The organism is Streptomyces paromomycinus, from assembly GCF_003865155.1.
Lineage (GTDB): Bacteria > Actinomycetota > Actinomycetes > Streptomycetales > Streptomycetaceae > Streptomyces > Streptomyces chrestomyceticus.
The window spans coordinates 4,147,683-4,163,282 of the sequence record NZ_BHZD01000001.1 but is presented as its reverse complement, the minus strand read 5'-3'; the positions used below and the strand labels follow the sequence as shown (position 1 = coordinate 4,163,282).

At 68.1% G+C, this 15,600-nt stretch carries 16 protein-coding genes and 1 pseudogene; 5 read left to right on the top strand and 12 right to left on the bottom strand.

The genetic code is table 11. The features are described 5' to 3' along the window. Positions 1-238 precede the first annotated feature (238 nt). The 10 genes and pseudogenes from OEIGOIKO_RS17195 to OEIGOIKO_RS17155 all read right to left on the bottom strand — a co-directional run bounded on the left by OEIGOIKO_RS17195 (position 239) and on the right by OEIGOIKO_RS17155 (position 8,083). A complete protein-coding gene (locus tag OEIGOIKO_RS17195; protein WP_246178038.1) occupies positions 239-1,780 on the bottom strand; it encodes a YfjI family protein in 1,542 nt (513 codons plus the stop codon). A gap of 69 nt (positions 1,781-1,849) precedes the next feature. Continuing rightward, positions 1,850-2,173, bottom strand: a pseudogene (locus OEIGOIKO_RS43530) (DnaB-like helicase N-terminal domain-containing protein); the annotation flags it as partial. 148 nt (positions 2,174-2,321) lie between these two features. Beyond that, positions 2,322-2,723 carry a hypothetical protein gene (locus tag OEIGOIKO_RS17190; protein WP_125054806.1) on the bottom strand — a complete coding sequence of 134 codons (402 nt, stop codon included), beginning with the start codon at positions 2,721-2,723 and terminating at the stop codon, positions 2,322-2,324. 3 nt (positions 2,724-2,726) lie between these two features. Beyond that, complete coding sequence (locus OEIGOIKO_RS17185) at positions 2,727-3,332, bottom strand: hypothetical protein (RefSeq protein ID WP_125054805.1); 606 nt, start codon at positions 3,330-3,332, stop codon at positions 2,727-2,729. Positions 3,333-3,340: 8 nt separating this feature from the next. Beyond that, a complete protein-coding gene (locus OEIGOIKO_RS17180) occupies positions 3,341-3,529 on the bottom strand; it encodes a hypothetical protein (protein WP_125054804.1) in 189 nt (62 codons plus the stop codon). A 30-nt stretch (positions 3,530-3,559) separates the two neighbouring features. Next, positions 3,560-3,811, bottom strand: a complete 252-nt coding sequence (locus OEIGOIKO_RS17175) for a hypothetical protein (protein WP_125054803.1) — start codon at positions 3,809-3,811, stop codon at positions 3,560-3,562. A 139-nt stretch (positions 3,812-3,950) separates the two neighbouring features. Beyond that, positions 3,951-6,110 (bottom strand): cell division protein FtsK, encoded by a 2,160-nt coding sequence (locus OEIGOIKO_RS17170; RefSeq protein ID WP_125054802.1) that lies wholly within the window; start codon positions 6,108-6,110, stop codon positions 3,951-3,953. Between the two features lie 119 nt (positions 6,111-6,229). Beyond that, positions 6,230-7,519, bottom strand: a complete 1,290-nt coding sequence (locus tag OEIGOIKO_RS17165) for a hypothetical protein (RefSeq protein WP_125054801.1) — start codon at positions 7,517-7,519, stop codon at positions 6,230-6,232. A gap of 40 nt (positions 7,520-7,559) precedes the next feature. Next, positions 7,560-7,793 (bottom strand): hypothetical protein, encoded by a 234-nt coding sequence (locus OEIGOIKO_RS17160; RefSeq protein ID WP_125054800.1) that lies wholly within the window; start codon positions 7,791-7,793, stop codon positions 7,560-7,562. Then, entirely contained in the window at positions 7,790-8,083 is a 294-nt protein-coding gene (locus tag OEIGOIKO_RS17155; RefSeq protein WP_125054799.1) for a hypothetical protein, read from the bottom strand. Before OEIGOIKO_RS17155 ends, OEIGOIKO_RS17160 begins: the two co-directional genes overlap by 4 nt. A gap of 509 nt (positions 8,084-8,592) precedes the next feature. On the opposite strand from OEIGOIKO_RS17155, the gene OEIGOIKO_RS17150 reads away from it, so the two are divergent. The 5 genes from OEIGOIKO_RS17150 to OEIGOIKO_RS17130 all read left to right on the top strand — a co-directional run bounded on the left by OEIGOIKO_RS17150 (position 8,593) and on the right by OEIGOIKO_RS17130 (position 13,410). Next, the gene (locus tag OEIGOIKO_RS17150; RefSeq protein WP_125054798.1) at positions 8,593-9,381 is read left to right on the top strand and encodes a GntR family transcriptional regulator; all 789 of its coding nucleotides are present in this window, start codon (positions 8,593-8,595) and stop codon (positions 9,379-9,381) included. A gap of 2 nt (positions 9,382-9,383) precedes the next feature. Beyond that, on the top strand, positions 9,384-10,142 hold the full coding sequence (locus OEIGOIKO_RS17145; protein WP_125054797.1) for a glycosyltransferase family 2 protein: 759 nt from the start codon (positions 9,384-9,386) through the stop codon (positions 10,140-10,142). A gap of 653 nt (positions 10,143-10,795) precedes the next feature. Then, positions 10,796-12,013 (top strand): putative T7SS-secreted protein, encoded by a 1,218-nt coding sequence (locus OEIGOIKO_RS17140; protein WP_125054796.1) that lies wholly within the window; start codon positions 10,796-10,798, stop codon positions 12,011-12,013. Positions 12,014-12,022: 9 nt separating this feature from the next. Beyond that, positions 12,023-12,682, top strand: coding sequence for a hypothetical protein (locus OEIGOIKO_RS17135; RefSeq protein ID WP_125054795.1), 660 nt, complete (start codon positions 12,023-12,025; stop codon positions 12,680-12,682). Positions 12,683-12,684: 2 nt separating this feature from the next. Next, positions 12,685-13,410: a hypothetical protein gene (locus OEIGOIKO_RS17130; RefSeq protein WP_125054794.1), complete on the top strand. Its 726-nt coding sequence runs from the start codon at positions 12,685-12,687 to the stop codon at positions 13,408-13,410. A 70-nt stretch (positions 13,411-13,480) separates the two neighbouring features. Here OEIGOIKO_RS17130 and OEIGOIKO_RS17125 read toward each other — a convergent pair whose 3' ends face one another. Further along, positions 13,481-14,404: an FkbM family methyltransferase gene (locus OEIGOIKO_RS17125; RefSeq protein ID WP_125054793.1), complete on the bottom strand. Its 924-nt coding sequence runs from the start codon at positions 14,402-14,404 to the stop codon at positions 13,481-13,483. A 46-nt stretch (positions 14,405-14,450) separates the two neighbouring features. Beyond that, positions 14,451-15,212: a GntR family transcriptional regulator gene (locus OEIGOIKO_RS17120; RefSeq protein WP_125054792.1), complete on the bottom strand. Its 762-nt coding sequence runs from the start codon at positions 15,210-15,212 to the stop codon at positions 14,451-14,453. Positions 15,213-15,600 lie beyond the last annotated feature (388 nt).

Below are 15,600 nucleotides of genomic sequence, written 5' to 3'. Positions count from 1 at the left end.
GTGCGGGCGGGTGCCGCAGAAAGCTGCGGAATCGCCGCAGAAATGGTGGGAGGGGCGCGGGGTCTGCCGGGGCGGAGCGCCGGGGTGGGTTTCTGCGGGACTTTCGCGGGTTTCCGCGGTGGGCGAGTGTCACGGCTGTGTCGGACGCGTTGCCCCTGGTCAGGCCGTAAGCCGCGAGGGTTTTTGCGATTCTGCGGTTTCTGCATGTCGGTCTGCGTGCTCGGCGCTGGGCCTGCCCTCATATCTGCCCCTCCCGGACCTGCGGGTGGATGCGGTAGCGAGGCGCTGGCGGGCGTCCCCGCTTGCCGGTCCGGGGTGGGGTGTCGATGCGGAGGTAGCCGTGTTCTTCGAGGAGGGCTACGGCTGGCTCCAGGTCGGCGACGGTGGGGAATTCGGAGCGGGACAGCTTGGCGAAGAGGTCGCGGCGGCTGACGCTCTCCCAGTCGTTGGCGGCCAGGGCTTCGAGGAGGGTGCGGGCGCGGGCCTGGGCGGCGTCGGCGCCCATCAGGTCGAAGACGGTCAGGGCGTGGTCGGTGAAGTAGACGGCCAGCTCGATGGCGGCCGTCATCGTGGCTTCGCCGATGGGCTTGCCGTACGCGTCATCGAGGTGTTCGGCCAGGTGCAGGAGTCCGGCGATGCGAGCGGTAGCGCCGATGAGTTTGCCTGCCCATTTGCCGACGTGGCCGAGTCGTCCGCCCTTGGCGCGGAGCTGGGGTTCGATGCGGTGCTCGAAGGTTTTCAGGGCCCCGTCGGCGTCGTCGGTGAGCTGGAGGACGGCGGGGTCGGTCCAGTCGGCGAGGGACAGCGTCAGGGTGGTGATGTTGTGCTCGTAGCGGGCCGCGACGGGGGCGGGCACCGGGGCGGGGTTGATCTTCCGGTAGCCGACCAGGGACTCGGGCAGGGCGTACAGGAAGCGGGCGAGCAGGCCGCGGCCGTCGAAGCCGCGGTTCTTGCCGATGTCCTCCAGGACGGCGGGCTGGACGGCCAGGCCCATGGTCAGGGCGGGGGCATCCACGTACTCCTCGCGGCTGCGGCGATCCACCCGCAGTCGGTCTCCGGCGTGGCCTTTGAGAAAGACCTCCATGTTGGCGGTGCCGGAGTAGCGGCCGGCGATGATGTCGAAGATGCCGCCCTCCGCCGACATGACAGCCAAGCGTCCGCCCTGCTCGGCCAGCAGGGTGGCGATGACTTCAGGGGTGGCGTCGTCGGCGAGGAGACGGGGGCGCGGAGGGACGGTGAGGGATTCGGCTGCTTGGGCCAGGCCGATGGCTTCGGCGACCAGGCCGTCCTTCTCTGGTCCGTCGGCCGAGGCGGCTTTGGCTGCTGCCTTGTCGGCAGCTTCCTGGGCCATTTTCGCGGTGAGTTCGGCTTCGACGATGCGCCCGGCGGCCTCGGCAACGAGCAGCTTCTCCGCCTCGTAGAGCGGACCGGTCATCGCGGAAAAGACAGCCGACTTCCGGTTCGCGGGGCCGAGCGCCACGACGACGAACAGGTTGGTGGGCTCGCGCCAGCGCCCCCGTACCTGGACTACCGAGCGCCCGCCGGCTGCCGCCGCGAGGACCGAGAGCGCCAGGGCGCCGGCCAGGTCGGGCGGGGTCTGGGTCTCCTCGGCGACGGCTGCGACGTACTGTGCGAGCCAGTCCGGGAAGACGTGGGTCGGAAAGCCCGGGAGCTTGGGCCGGTGACTGAGGGGAATGGGCTCCGACCACGTGCCGGGGACCGTTTCGGCGCCCAGGGCCAGGGCCTCGCGCAGGTCCTCGTCTGTGGTGTCCGGTGTCATCCCGGCCTGCACGATGCGGGTGCCGGCTTCGATGCTGCGGCGGCGCTGGGCTTTGCCGCGCACGATCTCGGCATAGTACGCAGCGTTGGCGGCGGTGGGGACCGCCTGAACCAGGGTGTGGAGGTAGGTCTTGCCGCCGACCTTGGCCAGGACTCCGGTCTGGTCGAGGTAGTGGCCGAGGGTGATCGGGTCCACCGCCCTGCCCTGACCATGCAGGTCGAGGATCGACTGGTGGATGATCTCGTGGGCCGGACGGTAGTGGTCGGCGGGTGCCATGACCGCGCTGACCTCGGCGATGACGTCCGGGGCGAGCATCATGGCGCCGACGACTGCCTGCTCCGCTTCGAGGTCGTTAGGCGGCGCGTTTTCGATGGGGGCACTACCGCCGCGCATCGGCAACACGGTGCCGTACTGCGCGGGCGGGGACTCAGGTGTCATGCTTGGTGCTCCTGGTCGGTCCTTCGGGACGGTCAGGGAGAGCCAGGGCGGCGGTGTGTCCTTGCACGGGAGTGCCGCCGCCTTGGCGTGTCTGAGGAGTGGCTCAGCGGGTCATACGAAGCCAGGCCGCGTACTCCTGACGTACGTACGGGCGGTAGCTCGGGTGCCAGAGCGGGGAGTCCGGCGGGATCGGTCCGTGGGTCGTGCCGAGCGGTCCGCCGCCGCGCTCGCGGTCGTACTGGGCGAGCCGGTGAGCCGCCTTCGCCGCGACGGCGTTGGACTCCGCGGCGTCCGCCGGCGTGCACTCCGCCGATTCTTTGAGCGCGATGCGATCCAGGAGGGCGGCCTTGCGGAGCCAGAATTCGCGGCTGAGACCGGTGCCGGAGGGGTGGGCTGCCACCCGGTCGGTGACCCAGCGCATCTCGGCGAGGATGGTCGGCGCGTCGTCGTACGCCGTGACGGTGTCGGGGGCGTCCGAGGGCGCGTTGTGGTGCGGGTGGGGCATGTATCAGTCCTCCGTGGAGCAGGCACTGGGCAGCTCGGGAAGCCCTGCCTGAGTAAGAGCCGAGGAATCGAAGCCGGGGAGTGAGGCGCGCGCCGTGATGGCGGCCGCGAGGCTGGCCGCGTAGGCGTGGTGCTCGCGTGCGACAGCGATCTGGGCCTGGCCGCGCATCGCTTCGACGCGTTCGACGTGGGCGTGGTCCTCGCGTGTCTCGGTGAGGCGACGCTCGTACGCGGTGGCCTCCCGGCGGTCCACGCGCCAGTGGCGGTGAGCGAGGGCGTACGCGATCACGGTGGCGATGGCCCACAACAACAACGGCAACGACCAGCCGTCGGAGTACGCGGCTACCCCCGCCAAGGCGAGAGCACCGGACGCGCCGAAGGCCGAGCCCGTGATGATCGGGTCGCTGCTGTAACCGAGGGCGGAGACCACGCCCGCCGCTGCGGCAGCGCCGGCGAGAACGCCCATCAGCCAGGCGTTGCCGACGGAGTGCTCGGCGCCGTTCGCGTTCCAGATGCGGGCCAACGCCAGCACCGTCGACGTGGCGACGACGGGCGCGGCCTTGGGTGCGGCTGCGGCGAGCCAGTGCCGCGCAGGAGGGGCGGAGTGCACGGCGTCTCCTAGAGGTTACGGATGGCGTCGACGACAGCGTTGGTGAGCTGGTTCATGGGGCCGGCGGCGCCCGTCGCGGCGAGGTAGAAGCCGAACATGACGGCGATGAAGGCCGCGCCGTAACTGAGCGACTTCGACCGGAGCAGGAAGAACAGCACGAGCCCGAGCAGGGCGACGAGCGAGACGGTGATGGCCATCGAGGTTCCCTTCGGCAGAGCGGTTCGTCGTCAGCGCGTGCCGTCGCGGTGGATGCGGGCAGCGAGGTTGTAGAGGTGGCGGCCGACGCGTATGCGCTTGCGGTCGCCGCGGCAGCGCCGGCAGACCTTGCCGGGCCTCAGCCGTCCCTTGCGGTCGGTCTTGAAGTGGAAGCCGAAGCCGCTGCACTTGCGGCAGTTGCCGAACGGGCTGATCGCACAGAGCGCGGCGTAACACAGGGTGAAGAAGAGGATGAAGGTGATAGCGGCCAGAGCAGGGGTCATCACGGGCCTCCAGGGCCGTTTTCGGACATGCAGAGGGAAGGCCGCTAGGGACTAGCGGCCTGATCAGGAGATGTTTTGATCGCTAGCGGGGTCGCTAGACCTAGCAGGGCGGGCTGCTAGGCCTAGCGACGTTCCACGGCTAGCTCGCGACTCGCGATCCGTCACGCTCAGCGACTGCTGCGGTGACCTTGGCGCGCTCGATGCCGCGCCGGTTGGCCTTTCGACCGTCCTCGGTCTTGCCCCAGACCTGACCCGTGGGGACGCCGAACGGCTTGAGCGCGGCGGTGAGTTGTTCGGCCTCCCACCCGCCGTAGGCATCGGGCCGCAGCTCCGCGAGGCGGGCCACCACGACCTCGTTCCACAGCTTGGGCTCCTCGGCCTTTGTGACCGCGAGGATGTCCGCGAGCAGGTCGAAGGAGGCGGACGCGTCGGCTGCGGGATCTTCGCCGAGGGCGTGGCCCGAGAGCGTGCCGGCTTCCTTGCGCAGCTTGTAGGCACGCAAGGAGATGACGTCCGCGGTGGGAGCGTCGATGTAGACGGCGCGCACGATACGAGCGTCCGCGCCTTCGCCGACGAAGTAGCAGATGCCCTTGTCGGCCCAGGCCAGCATGTTGGCGCGGATGCCGCGCTTGTACGAGCCGGTGCCCAGGACCATGTCGTTCTCGATCTGGCCCATGACCTTCAGGCACCACCGCACGGTGGCGTTCGCGCTGATGCCGGTGGGCAGCGACTTCGAGTCGGGTCGCTGAGTGGCCAGCAGCAGCGTGATCCCGAGCGCGGGCCCGCGCTTCACGAGGTCGGTGCAGATCTCTTCGATCTCCGCCCCGTACTTGGGGTGCTCGAACCACACCTGGCACTCGTCGGCGCCGACCACGATGGGGTGCAGCCCGTACTGCTTCATGTTGGCCAGCGCCGAGGTGACCTTCGACTCCGGGCAGATGTCCTTCGGCAGGTTCCGCAACACCTTGGCCCGGCGTCGCAGTTCGGTACGCAGTTCTCGCAGGTCCGCCAGGGCGTACGCGATGTCCTGCTCGTCGTCGCCGGCCCGGTAGCGGTGCGCGATGCGGCCGAGGGCCGATAGGTCACCGGTGCCCTTCAGGTCGTACGGATGTACCTCGGCGCGCGGGTCCATGCCGGCGATGAGCAGAAGCAGCCTCAGGAGGAAGGTTTTCCCCATCCTGGGGACGGCGCCGACGATGCCGGAGATATACATCAGGGCCTGCGCGACCCACCGACCGCGCTGATCGGTCGCGAACGCCTGCGGCTTGAACAGGTCGACCGGACCGCCGACCAGCATCGGCCACTTCGGCTGCTGGGCCTTGTTCATGTCCTGATCGCCAACCCACAGCACCAGGCGCCCGGTGTGCTCGTCGGGTACGGCCTCGGGCCACACGCAGCCCAGCGGGCGACGCAGGCCGGAGGCGAGTCGGTCCCGGCGGTCCATGACGTCGGAGACGGTGACGCCGTACGGGAGATCGCCCTCCGCCCGCCACCCCGGGCCGTCCCGGGTGATCGGGGAGGTGAAGACCATGCCGGGCCGGCCCTTGGCGACTGCCTGGTTGATCTGCGAGATGCTGAGAGAGGCCAGCGCCCGGAGGACGATGTCCGAGGTCAGACGCTGCACCTTGGGCAGCTCGACGGCTCGGGTGGCAACCGGGGCGTCGGCCGCGGTTCCCACCGAGCCCAGCGCCAAGATCAGCGCGGACACCGACACCAGTTGCAGCCAGCCCGGAGCCAGGACGTACAGCGCCAGCGCCGCACCGAGCCCGACGAGGGAGGCCAGCAGCGCGAGCAACGTACGCATCCGTACGCGGCCATCGCGCTGCCGGGAGAGCTTGAGGTATTCGACAGCGTCCTCTCGCTGAACGGACGCGGCCCGGACCGGCTCGCCTTCCGCATCAGAGACCCATCGCAGCGTGCCGGCGATTAATTTCGCCGTGCCGCGAGGCGACTGGAGGACGAGCTTTCCGGCGTAAACCGGGGACCGTAGACCGTGGAAGCCGATCAGGTGACCGTAATGCCCGGACACCCACTTCAACGCGGTGGCGAACTCCTGTTGACTCTGTAGCCAGGAGGGGACGATCGCCCGCCTCTTGGCGTCCTTCAGCCGTCCCAGGTAGCCGGGCCCTTCGGGCTGTGGTCCGTCCACCGTGATCGGTTCGCTCGCTGGCGCGGGCTGGCTCTCCTTCTCGGAGGCAGGTCGCTTACTGGTGATGTTCACGACCTCGGCAGGGTCGCGATCGGGTTCGTCGTGCTGGTCGCTTTGGTCAGTCGTCACCACATCGGACACGATGTGCATCGCTCCTTCATTGCTGGGGGAGCGGCAGAGCCCGGTGGGAAACTTTGGACGGTAGACCACCGGGCTCACGCCGATGGACGTGTTGGTTGCTGGCTTCTCAGGTCTCTGGCTGGCTGGCTCTACGGCCGGGTGCCGTGGGCCTGAAGCTCCGCGGGCGCCTCGACCGCGCCACACTCGGCTTCGAGAACCGAGAAGATGACCGTCTCCTCGAAGCCGGCTTCTTCTTCGAGGCGCCGCCGGGCCGCACGGACACGGTCGCCACCCCACGTTTCGCCGAGTCCGTACCTCTGAGCGAGCGCGACCGGGTCCAGCGTACGGCCGTCCAAGAGCGCTGCTGCGGCCTCGCGTTCGGCTTTCTCTCGCTGTGCCGCTCGGATCTCGCGCGGCATGCGCCCTTCACTTTTCGAGCCGGGCTCATCGGAATTCCAGGCAGCCGCGAGACCACTCTTCGAGGCACCGCCCGTACTGTTCCGGCGGTCCTTGGCGCGTGTGCGCTGAGCGCGTTCACGTCGCTCGGCAGCAGTTTCCCGCTTCACGCGCTCGGCCTCTTCAACGGCCCTGGCCTCGGCTTCCGCCTTGATACGCAGAGCCTCACGCTCAGCAGCACGATCCCGCTCGGCTGTCTCGATTTCCGCCTCGACGCGCAGCCGCTCCGCCTCTCGCCGCGCGGCGCGCTCTTCCTTCTCCTGCTCGATGCGGGCCAGCTCACGGACCTTTTCGATTTCCGCCTGCTGCACCTCACGAGCCAGGCGCGCGGAATGCTCACGCGCCTCGCGTTCCGCCTCACGCTCGTCCTGCTGTCGCGCAACACGCGCCGCTTCGAGAGCCTGCTCGCGTTCGGCTGCTTCGGCTCGCTCGCGCTCTTCCCGCGCGTGCCGCTCACGAGCGGCGCGGTCAGCGGCGAGAGCGTCTTCCCATGCGCGGATCGTGCCGCGGTGAGCAGCGGTCCTGGCGGCGACGTATGTGCGGTACCCGGCGGACGCCTCGGCCAAGATGATCAGCAGGAACGGCGCAACCGAGTGCAGAAGCAGCCCACCAGCATCCGCCTGCTCAGGGACAAGCCGAAAAACGCCATCCGGGTACAGGGACTGCCAACAGTTCATGATCCAGGTCGACAGCCCTGCGAACCAGCGCAGGACGAACGGCCACCCGCTCGCCCGGTAGTCGCCCTGCTCGGCCAGGACCCCATCGACGTACAGGACGGTGAGCAGGGCCAGCGAGGCAAGCGGGTCGAGCATCCAGGCCACCCAGCCCGGTACGTGATGCTGGACGGCGAACGTGGTGACGTTGACGCAGGTGAAGACCAGCGCCCCGAACCCCAGCACCAGGAGGGAACGGGTCACCAGGCGCCCGACCTTCTCCAACTGCTCGATCGCTCGGCGAGCCGCCACAGCCTCCGGCTCCGTCACTGCGGTCAGTGAGCTGAGTCCTTCCGACGGAACCGTTGAATCAGTCGGGGGCCTGGCCACCCGCCACCTCCCCACCCTCGGGACCGCACTCGCACTCCTCCGCGGGGGCACCCTGCCCGATCCAGCAGGCGCACACCGCGAACAGCGGCCCGACGGCGACGGCCTCACCCGGCAGGAACCTGCACCGGTCGCACTTCGATGCGGCCGGCTTCACCTCGGCATCCAGGGGCGTGAAGTCGTACTCGGTCTCGTCGTAGTCGAAGTAACCGTTCACAGGGAAAGTCCTTCCGCGTACGTCGTGTGTCGGCCGACGACGCGGACGCTGCCGCTGGGCGCGGCGCCCAGCAGGTCGGGGGCGTCCGCCTCGATCGCGGCCACGGTGATCCGGGTGACAAGGTCGAGCAGCTCGGGGTCGTCGGCGAGGATTCCGCGAGCCGCCTCCAACCGCGCCGCGCGCTCTTCCGCGCTCTCGCCGTCGACGCCGAGCCACAGCTCAGGCGGCGTGCCGAGGGACAGCTCTACGTCGTCGATGACGAACTGGTGGCTGCCGAACCGATGCTTCATGGGTGCTCTCCTGATCTGTTCGGACTGGGAGGGAGACCCGGGGCGACGGCGTTGTCCTTTGCACGGGAGCGCCGGCGCTCCGGCAGATCTGTGTGGAGCAAGGGGGGAGGGGGGAGCAAGCCGCGTGCCGGCATCAGCCAGGACTGCGGCGACCGCTCGTTCGTGGACGAGTGGCCATGGCCGCCGGCGCCTCCGTGAGGGGGCGCCAGGGCCTAAACCACTGGTACGGGCACGGTCTGCTTGCCAGGCGCCGTGCCATTCAGTTCTCAAGGAACGGACGCTTCCTTCGACCCCGTTTCACGGAGGTCTCCGGGCGCGCGCACTGCGGGTTCGCGCGGCTCTGCCGGTGCAGGCAGGCATGGGCGAGCGACACAACAGGTCTTGAAGACCTCTTGTCCTCTACTCCTCTTAATGAGTGCTCATGAACATACGGCCCACTCCTGATGTCGTCAACTCCTCTTGAGGACTTATGCTGAAACCGTCCAACGATCAGGGACGGTGAGCACCACATGGCCAAGAAGTACGAGCGGATCGCTGACGAGCTGCGTCAGCACATCCGCGCAGGCCAGCTGAAGCCGGGAGAGCGTCTGCCGGCGGAGACCACACTCGCGAAGCAGTACAGGACCAGCGTGCCGACAATGCGCGACGCGCTGGGCGAGCTGCTGGCCGAGGGGTTGATCGACAAGCGGCACGGCGTCGGCAACTTCGTCCGTAAGCCGCCGCCGCGAGTGGAGCGCACCAACGAGCGTCACCAGTGGGAGAAGGACCGGGCGCGCGCGGCGCAGAACGAGCGAGAGCAGACCGGCGCCACCGAGCACGACACCGGACTCACCGTCTCTGATCTCGTCTTCAAGGCCCGGTACCGCGAAACGAAGGCCGACGAGGACCTGGCCGCAGCCTTCGCCGTCCCCGTAGGCACCCGGTTGCTCGAACGCGTCTACCGCACCTACCCGCGTGACGGGGACGCGGCCTTCAGCCTCGTGTGCTCCCACCTCGTCCACGACGTGGTGGCGGCCAACCCGGACCTCCTCGACGAGTCCAACGAGCCCTGGCCGGGTGGCACGCAGAGCCAGCTGCACACCATCGGCATCGAGCTCGACCACATCGTCGAGCGGATAACGGCCCGGCCTCCGACATCAGAGGAGGCCGAGGAGCTCGGCCTCCAGAAGGGCGTCTCCGTGATCGTGCTCCGCAAGATCTCCATCGACACCGAGGGACGGGTGGTGGACGTCTCCGACGTGATCATGCCCGGCGACCGCACCGAGCTGGTGTTCACGACCCGTCTGGACCGGTGGTGACGATGACCAACCTCATCACGGTGATCACGGCCGTCCACCCGCCGGCCGCGAAGTACCTGGCCGACGCGTACAAGTCGCTGACCGAGCAGCAGCTGCCGGACGGCTGGGACTGGCAGTGGGTGATCCAGGAGGACGGCGAGACCGACGCCGTAAGTCCTCACCTGCCCGATGATCCGCGGATCTCCTTCGGCCAGGGCCGACAGGGACGCGCGGCAGTCGCTCGCACGCTGGGCCTGTCCCGCGCCGAGGGCGAGTACGTCAAGGTCCTGGACGCCGACGACATGCTCACGCCGGGCTCCCTGGCCCGCGACCTCCAGGCCCTCACCGCCGACTCCTCCCTCGGCTGGGCCACCTCCCGCGTACTGGACCTCATGCCCGACGGCTCCACCGTCGGCTTCGACCAGGACCCGCCCGAGGGCCCGATCGAGCGCGGCGCCGTCCTTGAGCACTGGAAGGCCCACAACTACCGCGCCCAGGTCCACCCGGCGACCCTCTTCATGCGCCGCGACCTGCTCCTGGCGCTGGGCGGCTGGATGGCCCTGCCGGCGAGCGAGGACACGGGCCTGCTTATGGCGCTGAGCGCGGTCAGCCGCGGCCACTTCTCCGCCGATACGGGGCTGCTGTACCGGAAGTGGCCTGGGCAGGCGACTAACCAGGCGGCTCACGTCCATGAAGGGGAGCGAGAGGCGCGGTTCGCGGTAGTGGAGGCTCGGGCTCGTGTTTTGGCGGCGATGAGCGATTGGCGGTACGGGCCCGCGTAGCAACGGCTTGAGAGCGGCTGCGGGGAGATCTCCCCGCAGCTGTTCTTCGCTATCCAGCACCCCCGTGCCCGGAACCCGACACGACAATGCCATGTCGCGGTGGCGCTTTAACGTCGCTCGGAACGAGGCTGGATTGCTGCACCACGACCTCAGCTGCGCCGCTACCTCCGTTAAGGCGTGGTATTGGTTGGTCCTCCCCGCCGCGCCGGGATCTTGTCACTGTTAGGCTGCTCTGCCTGTACGGCAGACAGGCGCAGGAGTAAGGGGAGGGCTCTCTTGCCGGGGACTTTCAAGGTCGATGTGCACGAACTCGGGTCCATCTCGCGAAAGCTTGACGAGAGCGTCACCGGGATGCGAACCGTGACACGCAAGATGGACCAAGCCACCGCAGGGCAGTTGGGACACGACTCCTTGGATTCCGCCTGCTCGGACTTTCAGTCGAAGTGGAAGTACGGAATCGGGCAGATCGCCGGACTGGCGAACTCCATACGCGGATCAGTGGAGGCCACTGCGGAATCGTACCGGGCCTGCGAGACGGGAATTCAGCAAGCGTTCGCCAAGGGCCTTGAGGGGACTCCCTCCGGTTCCTCGTCGCCGCAGTCGACATCCGGTGCCACATCCCGAGTATTCGGGTAGGCGGGTAGGGAGGGCTCATGAGCGGCGGCGGGAAGATACCTTCCGAGGCAGCGGGGTTCCCAGGCATCGGCTTCGATCCGACCCCCGGCAGCCTCTCGGCGGTGCGTACACTCACGGATCAGTCGTTCGAGGCGCACCGAAACCTGAGTTCGGTCTGGCAGACGCTGAACTCCATAACCCGTGGCGGAGAAGCATGGAAGGGTGTTGCCGCAGACGCGTTCTCCGCACAGGTGAAGGAACTGCCGAAGCTGGTCGACTCCGCGACGAAAAGCTTCTACGACTGTGGTTTCCAGCTGAATGAGTGGTCCGCGAAGCTGAGCAGCATGAAGTCTCGGTCGGCGGACCTGGAGGCTCGCGCGGTAACCGCCCGTTCTCGCGTGCGGGACGCGGAGGGGAATCCGAACCTGGGACTGGCGGGGCAGACATTCGACACCGATGAAGAGCTGCACAACGCCGAGCAGCGGCTGAACCGGGCAGTGAAAGAGCTTGATGCTGCCAGGAACGCCCTCAACACTCTGATCGAGGACGCGAAACGCCTCAAGCATCAGCATGACGAGGCAGCGGAGAAGATCGCCGAGGCCGTACGCAAAGCCTCGGAAGAAGCTCCCGACGAACCAGGGTTGCTGGATCGAATCGGCGACGCCATCAAGTCACTGGCCGAGGCCAATTCCCTTCTGGCACACCAAGCCTGGGATTGGGTGAAGAACCACGCCAATGCCATCGCTGCTGTCGGTGATGTCCTGTCGACGGTCAGCGCCATACTCGGCGCCGCCGGGGTGGGCATCGCCGCTCTCGGCCTCGTCTTCCCGCCCTCCGAGATCGTTCTCGGACCGCTGGCCGCCGGCCTGGAGGTCACATCCTCCGGCTTCGCAGCAGGAGCGCTCGTGCTGCACGGCACCGCTCGTATGGCGGGCGGCGAAGACGTCGTGTCGAACCGGACGCTGGCGCAGGACGCGCTGGGCACGATCCCGTTCGGTGGCGCCGTTCGCGTCGGAGGGAAACTGGGCACCGCGATCTTCAAGAGCCGTGCGGCGGACGCAGCCTCCAACTTCGGACTGGTCGACTCCTGGGCCGGGTTGTTCGGTGATCCGTCCGTATTCGAGAATTTCAAGCCGACGAACCGCCGTCAGGCCGTGGAGATGGGAATTCCCGGCGGCGGCCCTCTTCTGGTTGCCATGGAGAACGCGTGGAAGAAGGGCAGCGCGAAAGACCAGGCCACCACCGGCGGCGGGTGAGGGAAGAGCATGAAGGACGAGGCGGCGGTAGCAGCACGATTCGACGGACGCCCGACTGTCGAAATCGTCTTCACCGGATTCGGGGCGATGCGTGCTGACCGGGTTACCTGGATCGGCACGGAGTTGGGCTATGTGCTCAGCGCGGATGAGCCTTACGGACGAGGGCAGCGTCGTTTGCTCTTCACCCGTGACGACAGTCCGGCGGCCCGGCAGCGTGCCCAGGCGACCCTGGCGCGCGTGCAGGCGGCCGGCTCGTGGAGCGCCGTCGCTCAGCCTTGGCCAGGAGCTGTCCCCCACGGTCCGTCCGCGGCCACTGACCCGCCGCTGATCCCCCCGGAGCGCGCTGCGCGTGCGCAGAGGCAGGTCAAAGCCTATGAGGGGTGGCATCCGGCACAGCTCATCAGCGTGTGCTGCGTCTTCGCCGCAGGATTCTTCGCGCTGGCGTGGGCCGTGCGCGAGACGGTGCCGGCCACGGTGGGCTCCTGCCTCGTCGGCCTTCTGTGTCTGGCCGCAGCCGCCCTCGGCCCGCGGTACACGAGGCGCTGGCATCAAGAGAACCTGCAGCTGCTTGAGCGTTACCGCCGTCATCAGGCAGCCCAGTTCGCTGTCCCGCCCCCTTCCCCTCCTCCCCCTCCCGCAGGGCCGCACAACGACCAGATGGGAAGCTAGAGTTGGAATTCATCGCACCTGCGGGCTTCACGGAAATTCCCATAGGGATGACTGTCGAAGAAGCGCGACAGGAACTGTTCACGCGCGTGTCACGGGAAGCTCTCGAAGCGAGGCCCGCGGCCTACGAGAACCTTGTGAGCAACCTGCAGAAAGTGTCGCAGGCGCTCGAAGAGACCGGGACGCTGTACGCCGGTACCTGCCTGCGCGCCTACGAAGGTGAACTGTCCCTCGGCACCTTGCTTGTCACGGTGACGCCCTTCGCCTTCGGTGATGCGGCAATCGCGGCGGACGGCATGGTGCGCGCTCTCGTCGCCGCGCGGGGGGATTCCTGGGCCGGAACGGTATTCGACACTCCGGTCGGTCCTGCCGCGGTGCTGACGGGCGTGAACGGCTTCCACATCCCCGCTGAGACCTCCGCATCGAGGGAAGAGCTGAACCTGCCGATGGCAGAAATGCAGGTGTACCTGCCGGTGCCCGAAGGGGTGGAGGGCCAGGAGCAGTGTCTCGTCTCCTTCAACCTCACGACGCCGTGCGAGGGCCATTGGGACGCGTACTGCTCCGACATCGTGGCACTGCTGAACAGCGTGACTTTCGACGAGCCGGACCACACGTTGTCTGAGGCAAGCCCTCAGCCCACCTCACCGAGGACACCTGTGGGCTCCCCAGAAAAGCTTTCACCCGGCCAGACCCACGCTGATGGCAAAGCACCCGCGACGCCCTTCGGCTGAGCCTATGGCGGAGTCGAGTAGCTGACGTGCTGGCGTGCCGGCGCGATCACTGCACCGCCCCCCTCGGGGCCTACGGCAAGTATTCGGCGTCAACGCGGGAGAAGAGCAGCTCGCTCTCCTCGGTGATCGGCTCCCGCCACCGGACCGGCACCGCTGCTTCGCGTCGCAAGGCTGCCGGGTAACGGCTGGCGGTGTAGTCGTTCGGAAGGCGGTACATGTGGAATCCGTTCGCCCGCAGTGCGTCCAGCAGTTCCTCGGCCGATTCCCCGAGTTCGAGCATCCGCTGCGGCGTCACCTCGATGGCCAGCTCCGCGTCGGGCCGGAGCTGGTCGAGCAGCGGGTCCAGCCCCCGTACAACGGATCCTTCAGCCCCCTCCACATCGATCTTGATCACCCGCGCTCGCGCGAGCTCATCAGCGCTGAGGACATCCGACAGCGGCTGAGCTGCTACTTCGAAGGTGGACTCGGCCTCGCCGGCATACGGCACGATGCTGTTGGCACCCATGTTGTGGGAGCTCGCGAGGATGAAGGTGAGCATCTCCTCCCTGTCCGAGATCGCGGCGTTCACCGCACGAACGTTTCCGCACCCGTTGAGCGCCACCTGCTTGCGCAGCACGCGGTGGAAGTCGGGGGACGCCTCCAGAGCGACCACTGCCCCCTTCTCGCCGACCAGCCGCGAGGCGAGCAGGCTGTAGTAACCGATGTTCGCGCCCACATCCACGAAGACGTCACCAGGCCGGAGCCGTCGCTCCAGCCATCGCGTCAGGTGCGGCTCCCACACCCCGAAGAGATAGATGTACCGCTGGATCAGGTCCTGGGTGTCGGTGACGAACGTCGCGCCGAAGCGCGTCCGGGCCCGGCGGATGCGCGGATGGTCGCGCAGCCCGGCGTTCAGATAGGACTCCACGATGCCGGCCTTGCCGAGCGTGCCGGGGGCGTAGCGCACGTACCAGCGGGAGAGGTCGAGCTTGAACTGCGTGAAGAGAGAAGTCATCTGAGCCCCCGGAGAAGTTGAGCCGGCCATGCGGATCCGGATCACCCTACGTACGGCGCTCGATCGGGACCTCGTAAACGATCTCGCAGTACGCGTCCGGCACGACGATGTCCGCCGTTTCGACCGGCCGGCCGTCCTCCGAGATGTACGTACGCCGGATGTGCGTGACCAGCGCGCTCTTCGGGATGCCGAGAAGGTTCGCCTCCGCGGTGGTGGCCTGCCGGGGCTCCGGCCGCTCGACGGCGTGAGTGATCACCACGCCGATGGCGGCCATCCGCTCGATGACGCCTCGGCCGGCGTACGGTCCGCCCTCGGGCAGCACCACGATCGTGCCCTCGGTGATGCTGTACGGCTCCCAGCTGGTCGACAGCTGCACCGGCTTCCCGTCGGCCAGGAACTCGTACACCGTGCGGACGCACAGATCACCTTCGGCGATGCCGAGCCGCGAGGCGATCTCACGAGGGGCGGGCACCTTCGCTTCGGTGCTGTGCTCCCACGTGCCGTGCTTCCCGAGCCCCGCCATGTCGGCGCGGAACGGCGATCCGCCACGCTGCTCCCGCGACGAGGACCTGACCATGCGCAACCGCTGACGCGGCTCAGCGACGTAGGTGCCGGAACCGGCGCGGCCCTCCAGCAAACCCTGCGCGATCAGCAGCTCTTGCGCGCGCCGGATGACGTTGTCCCCTACCCCGTACTCGCCGGCGAGCTGAGCGCGCGACGGCAGCCGGTCACCGGGGGACCAGTCGCCGTTGGCGATGCTCTGCCGGAGCCGGTCAGCGACGGCGAGGTACGGAGGCTGCTCAGGCATGTAGCAAATCTAGTCCACTAGCTCTATTCTAGTTAACTAGCTTCACAGTGAGTGATCCATCTCCAACGGAGGACCCGCCGTGCCTGCACCTGCATCCCGAGCGCAGGACATCGCGGCACGGCTCACCGCCGCCGGCTACGAACCGCACGTACACCGACGCCTCACCCGGATCCACGTCGTGACCAAGGTGCTCGGCGAGCCGTCCCCGACCCGCTGGCAGGCCCTCCTTGCCGCATTAGACCGCGCTGATCGATTCGGCCTTCGGGGGAACGAGCACGGGCTCACCGCCTGGGCCCTCGTCTGGACGATGCCGTGTCGACAGCCCCCAACAGACGCGACGAGGACATGAACCCGTGAACGCCGACAAGAGGAGAACCCCTGTACCCGA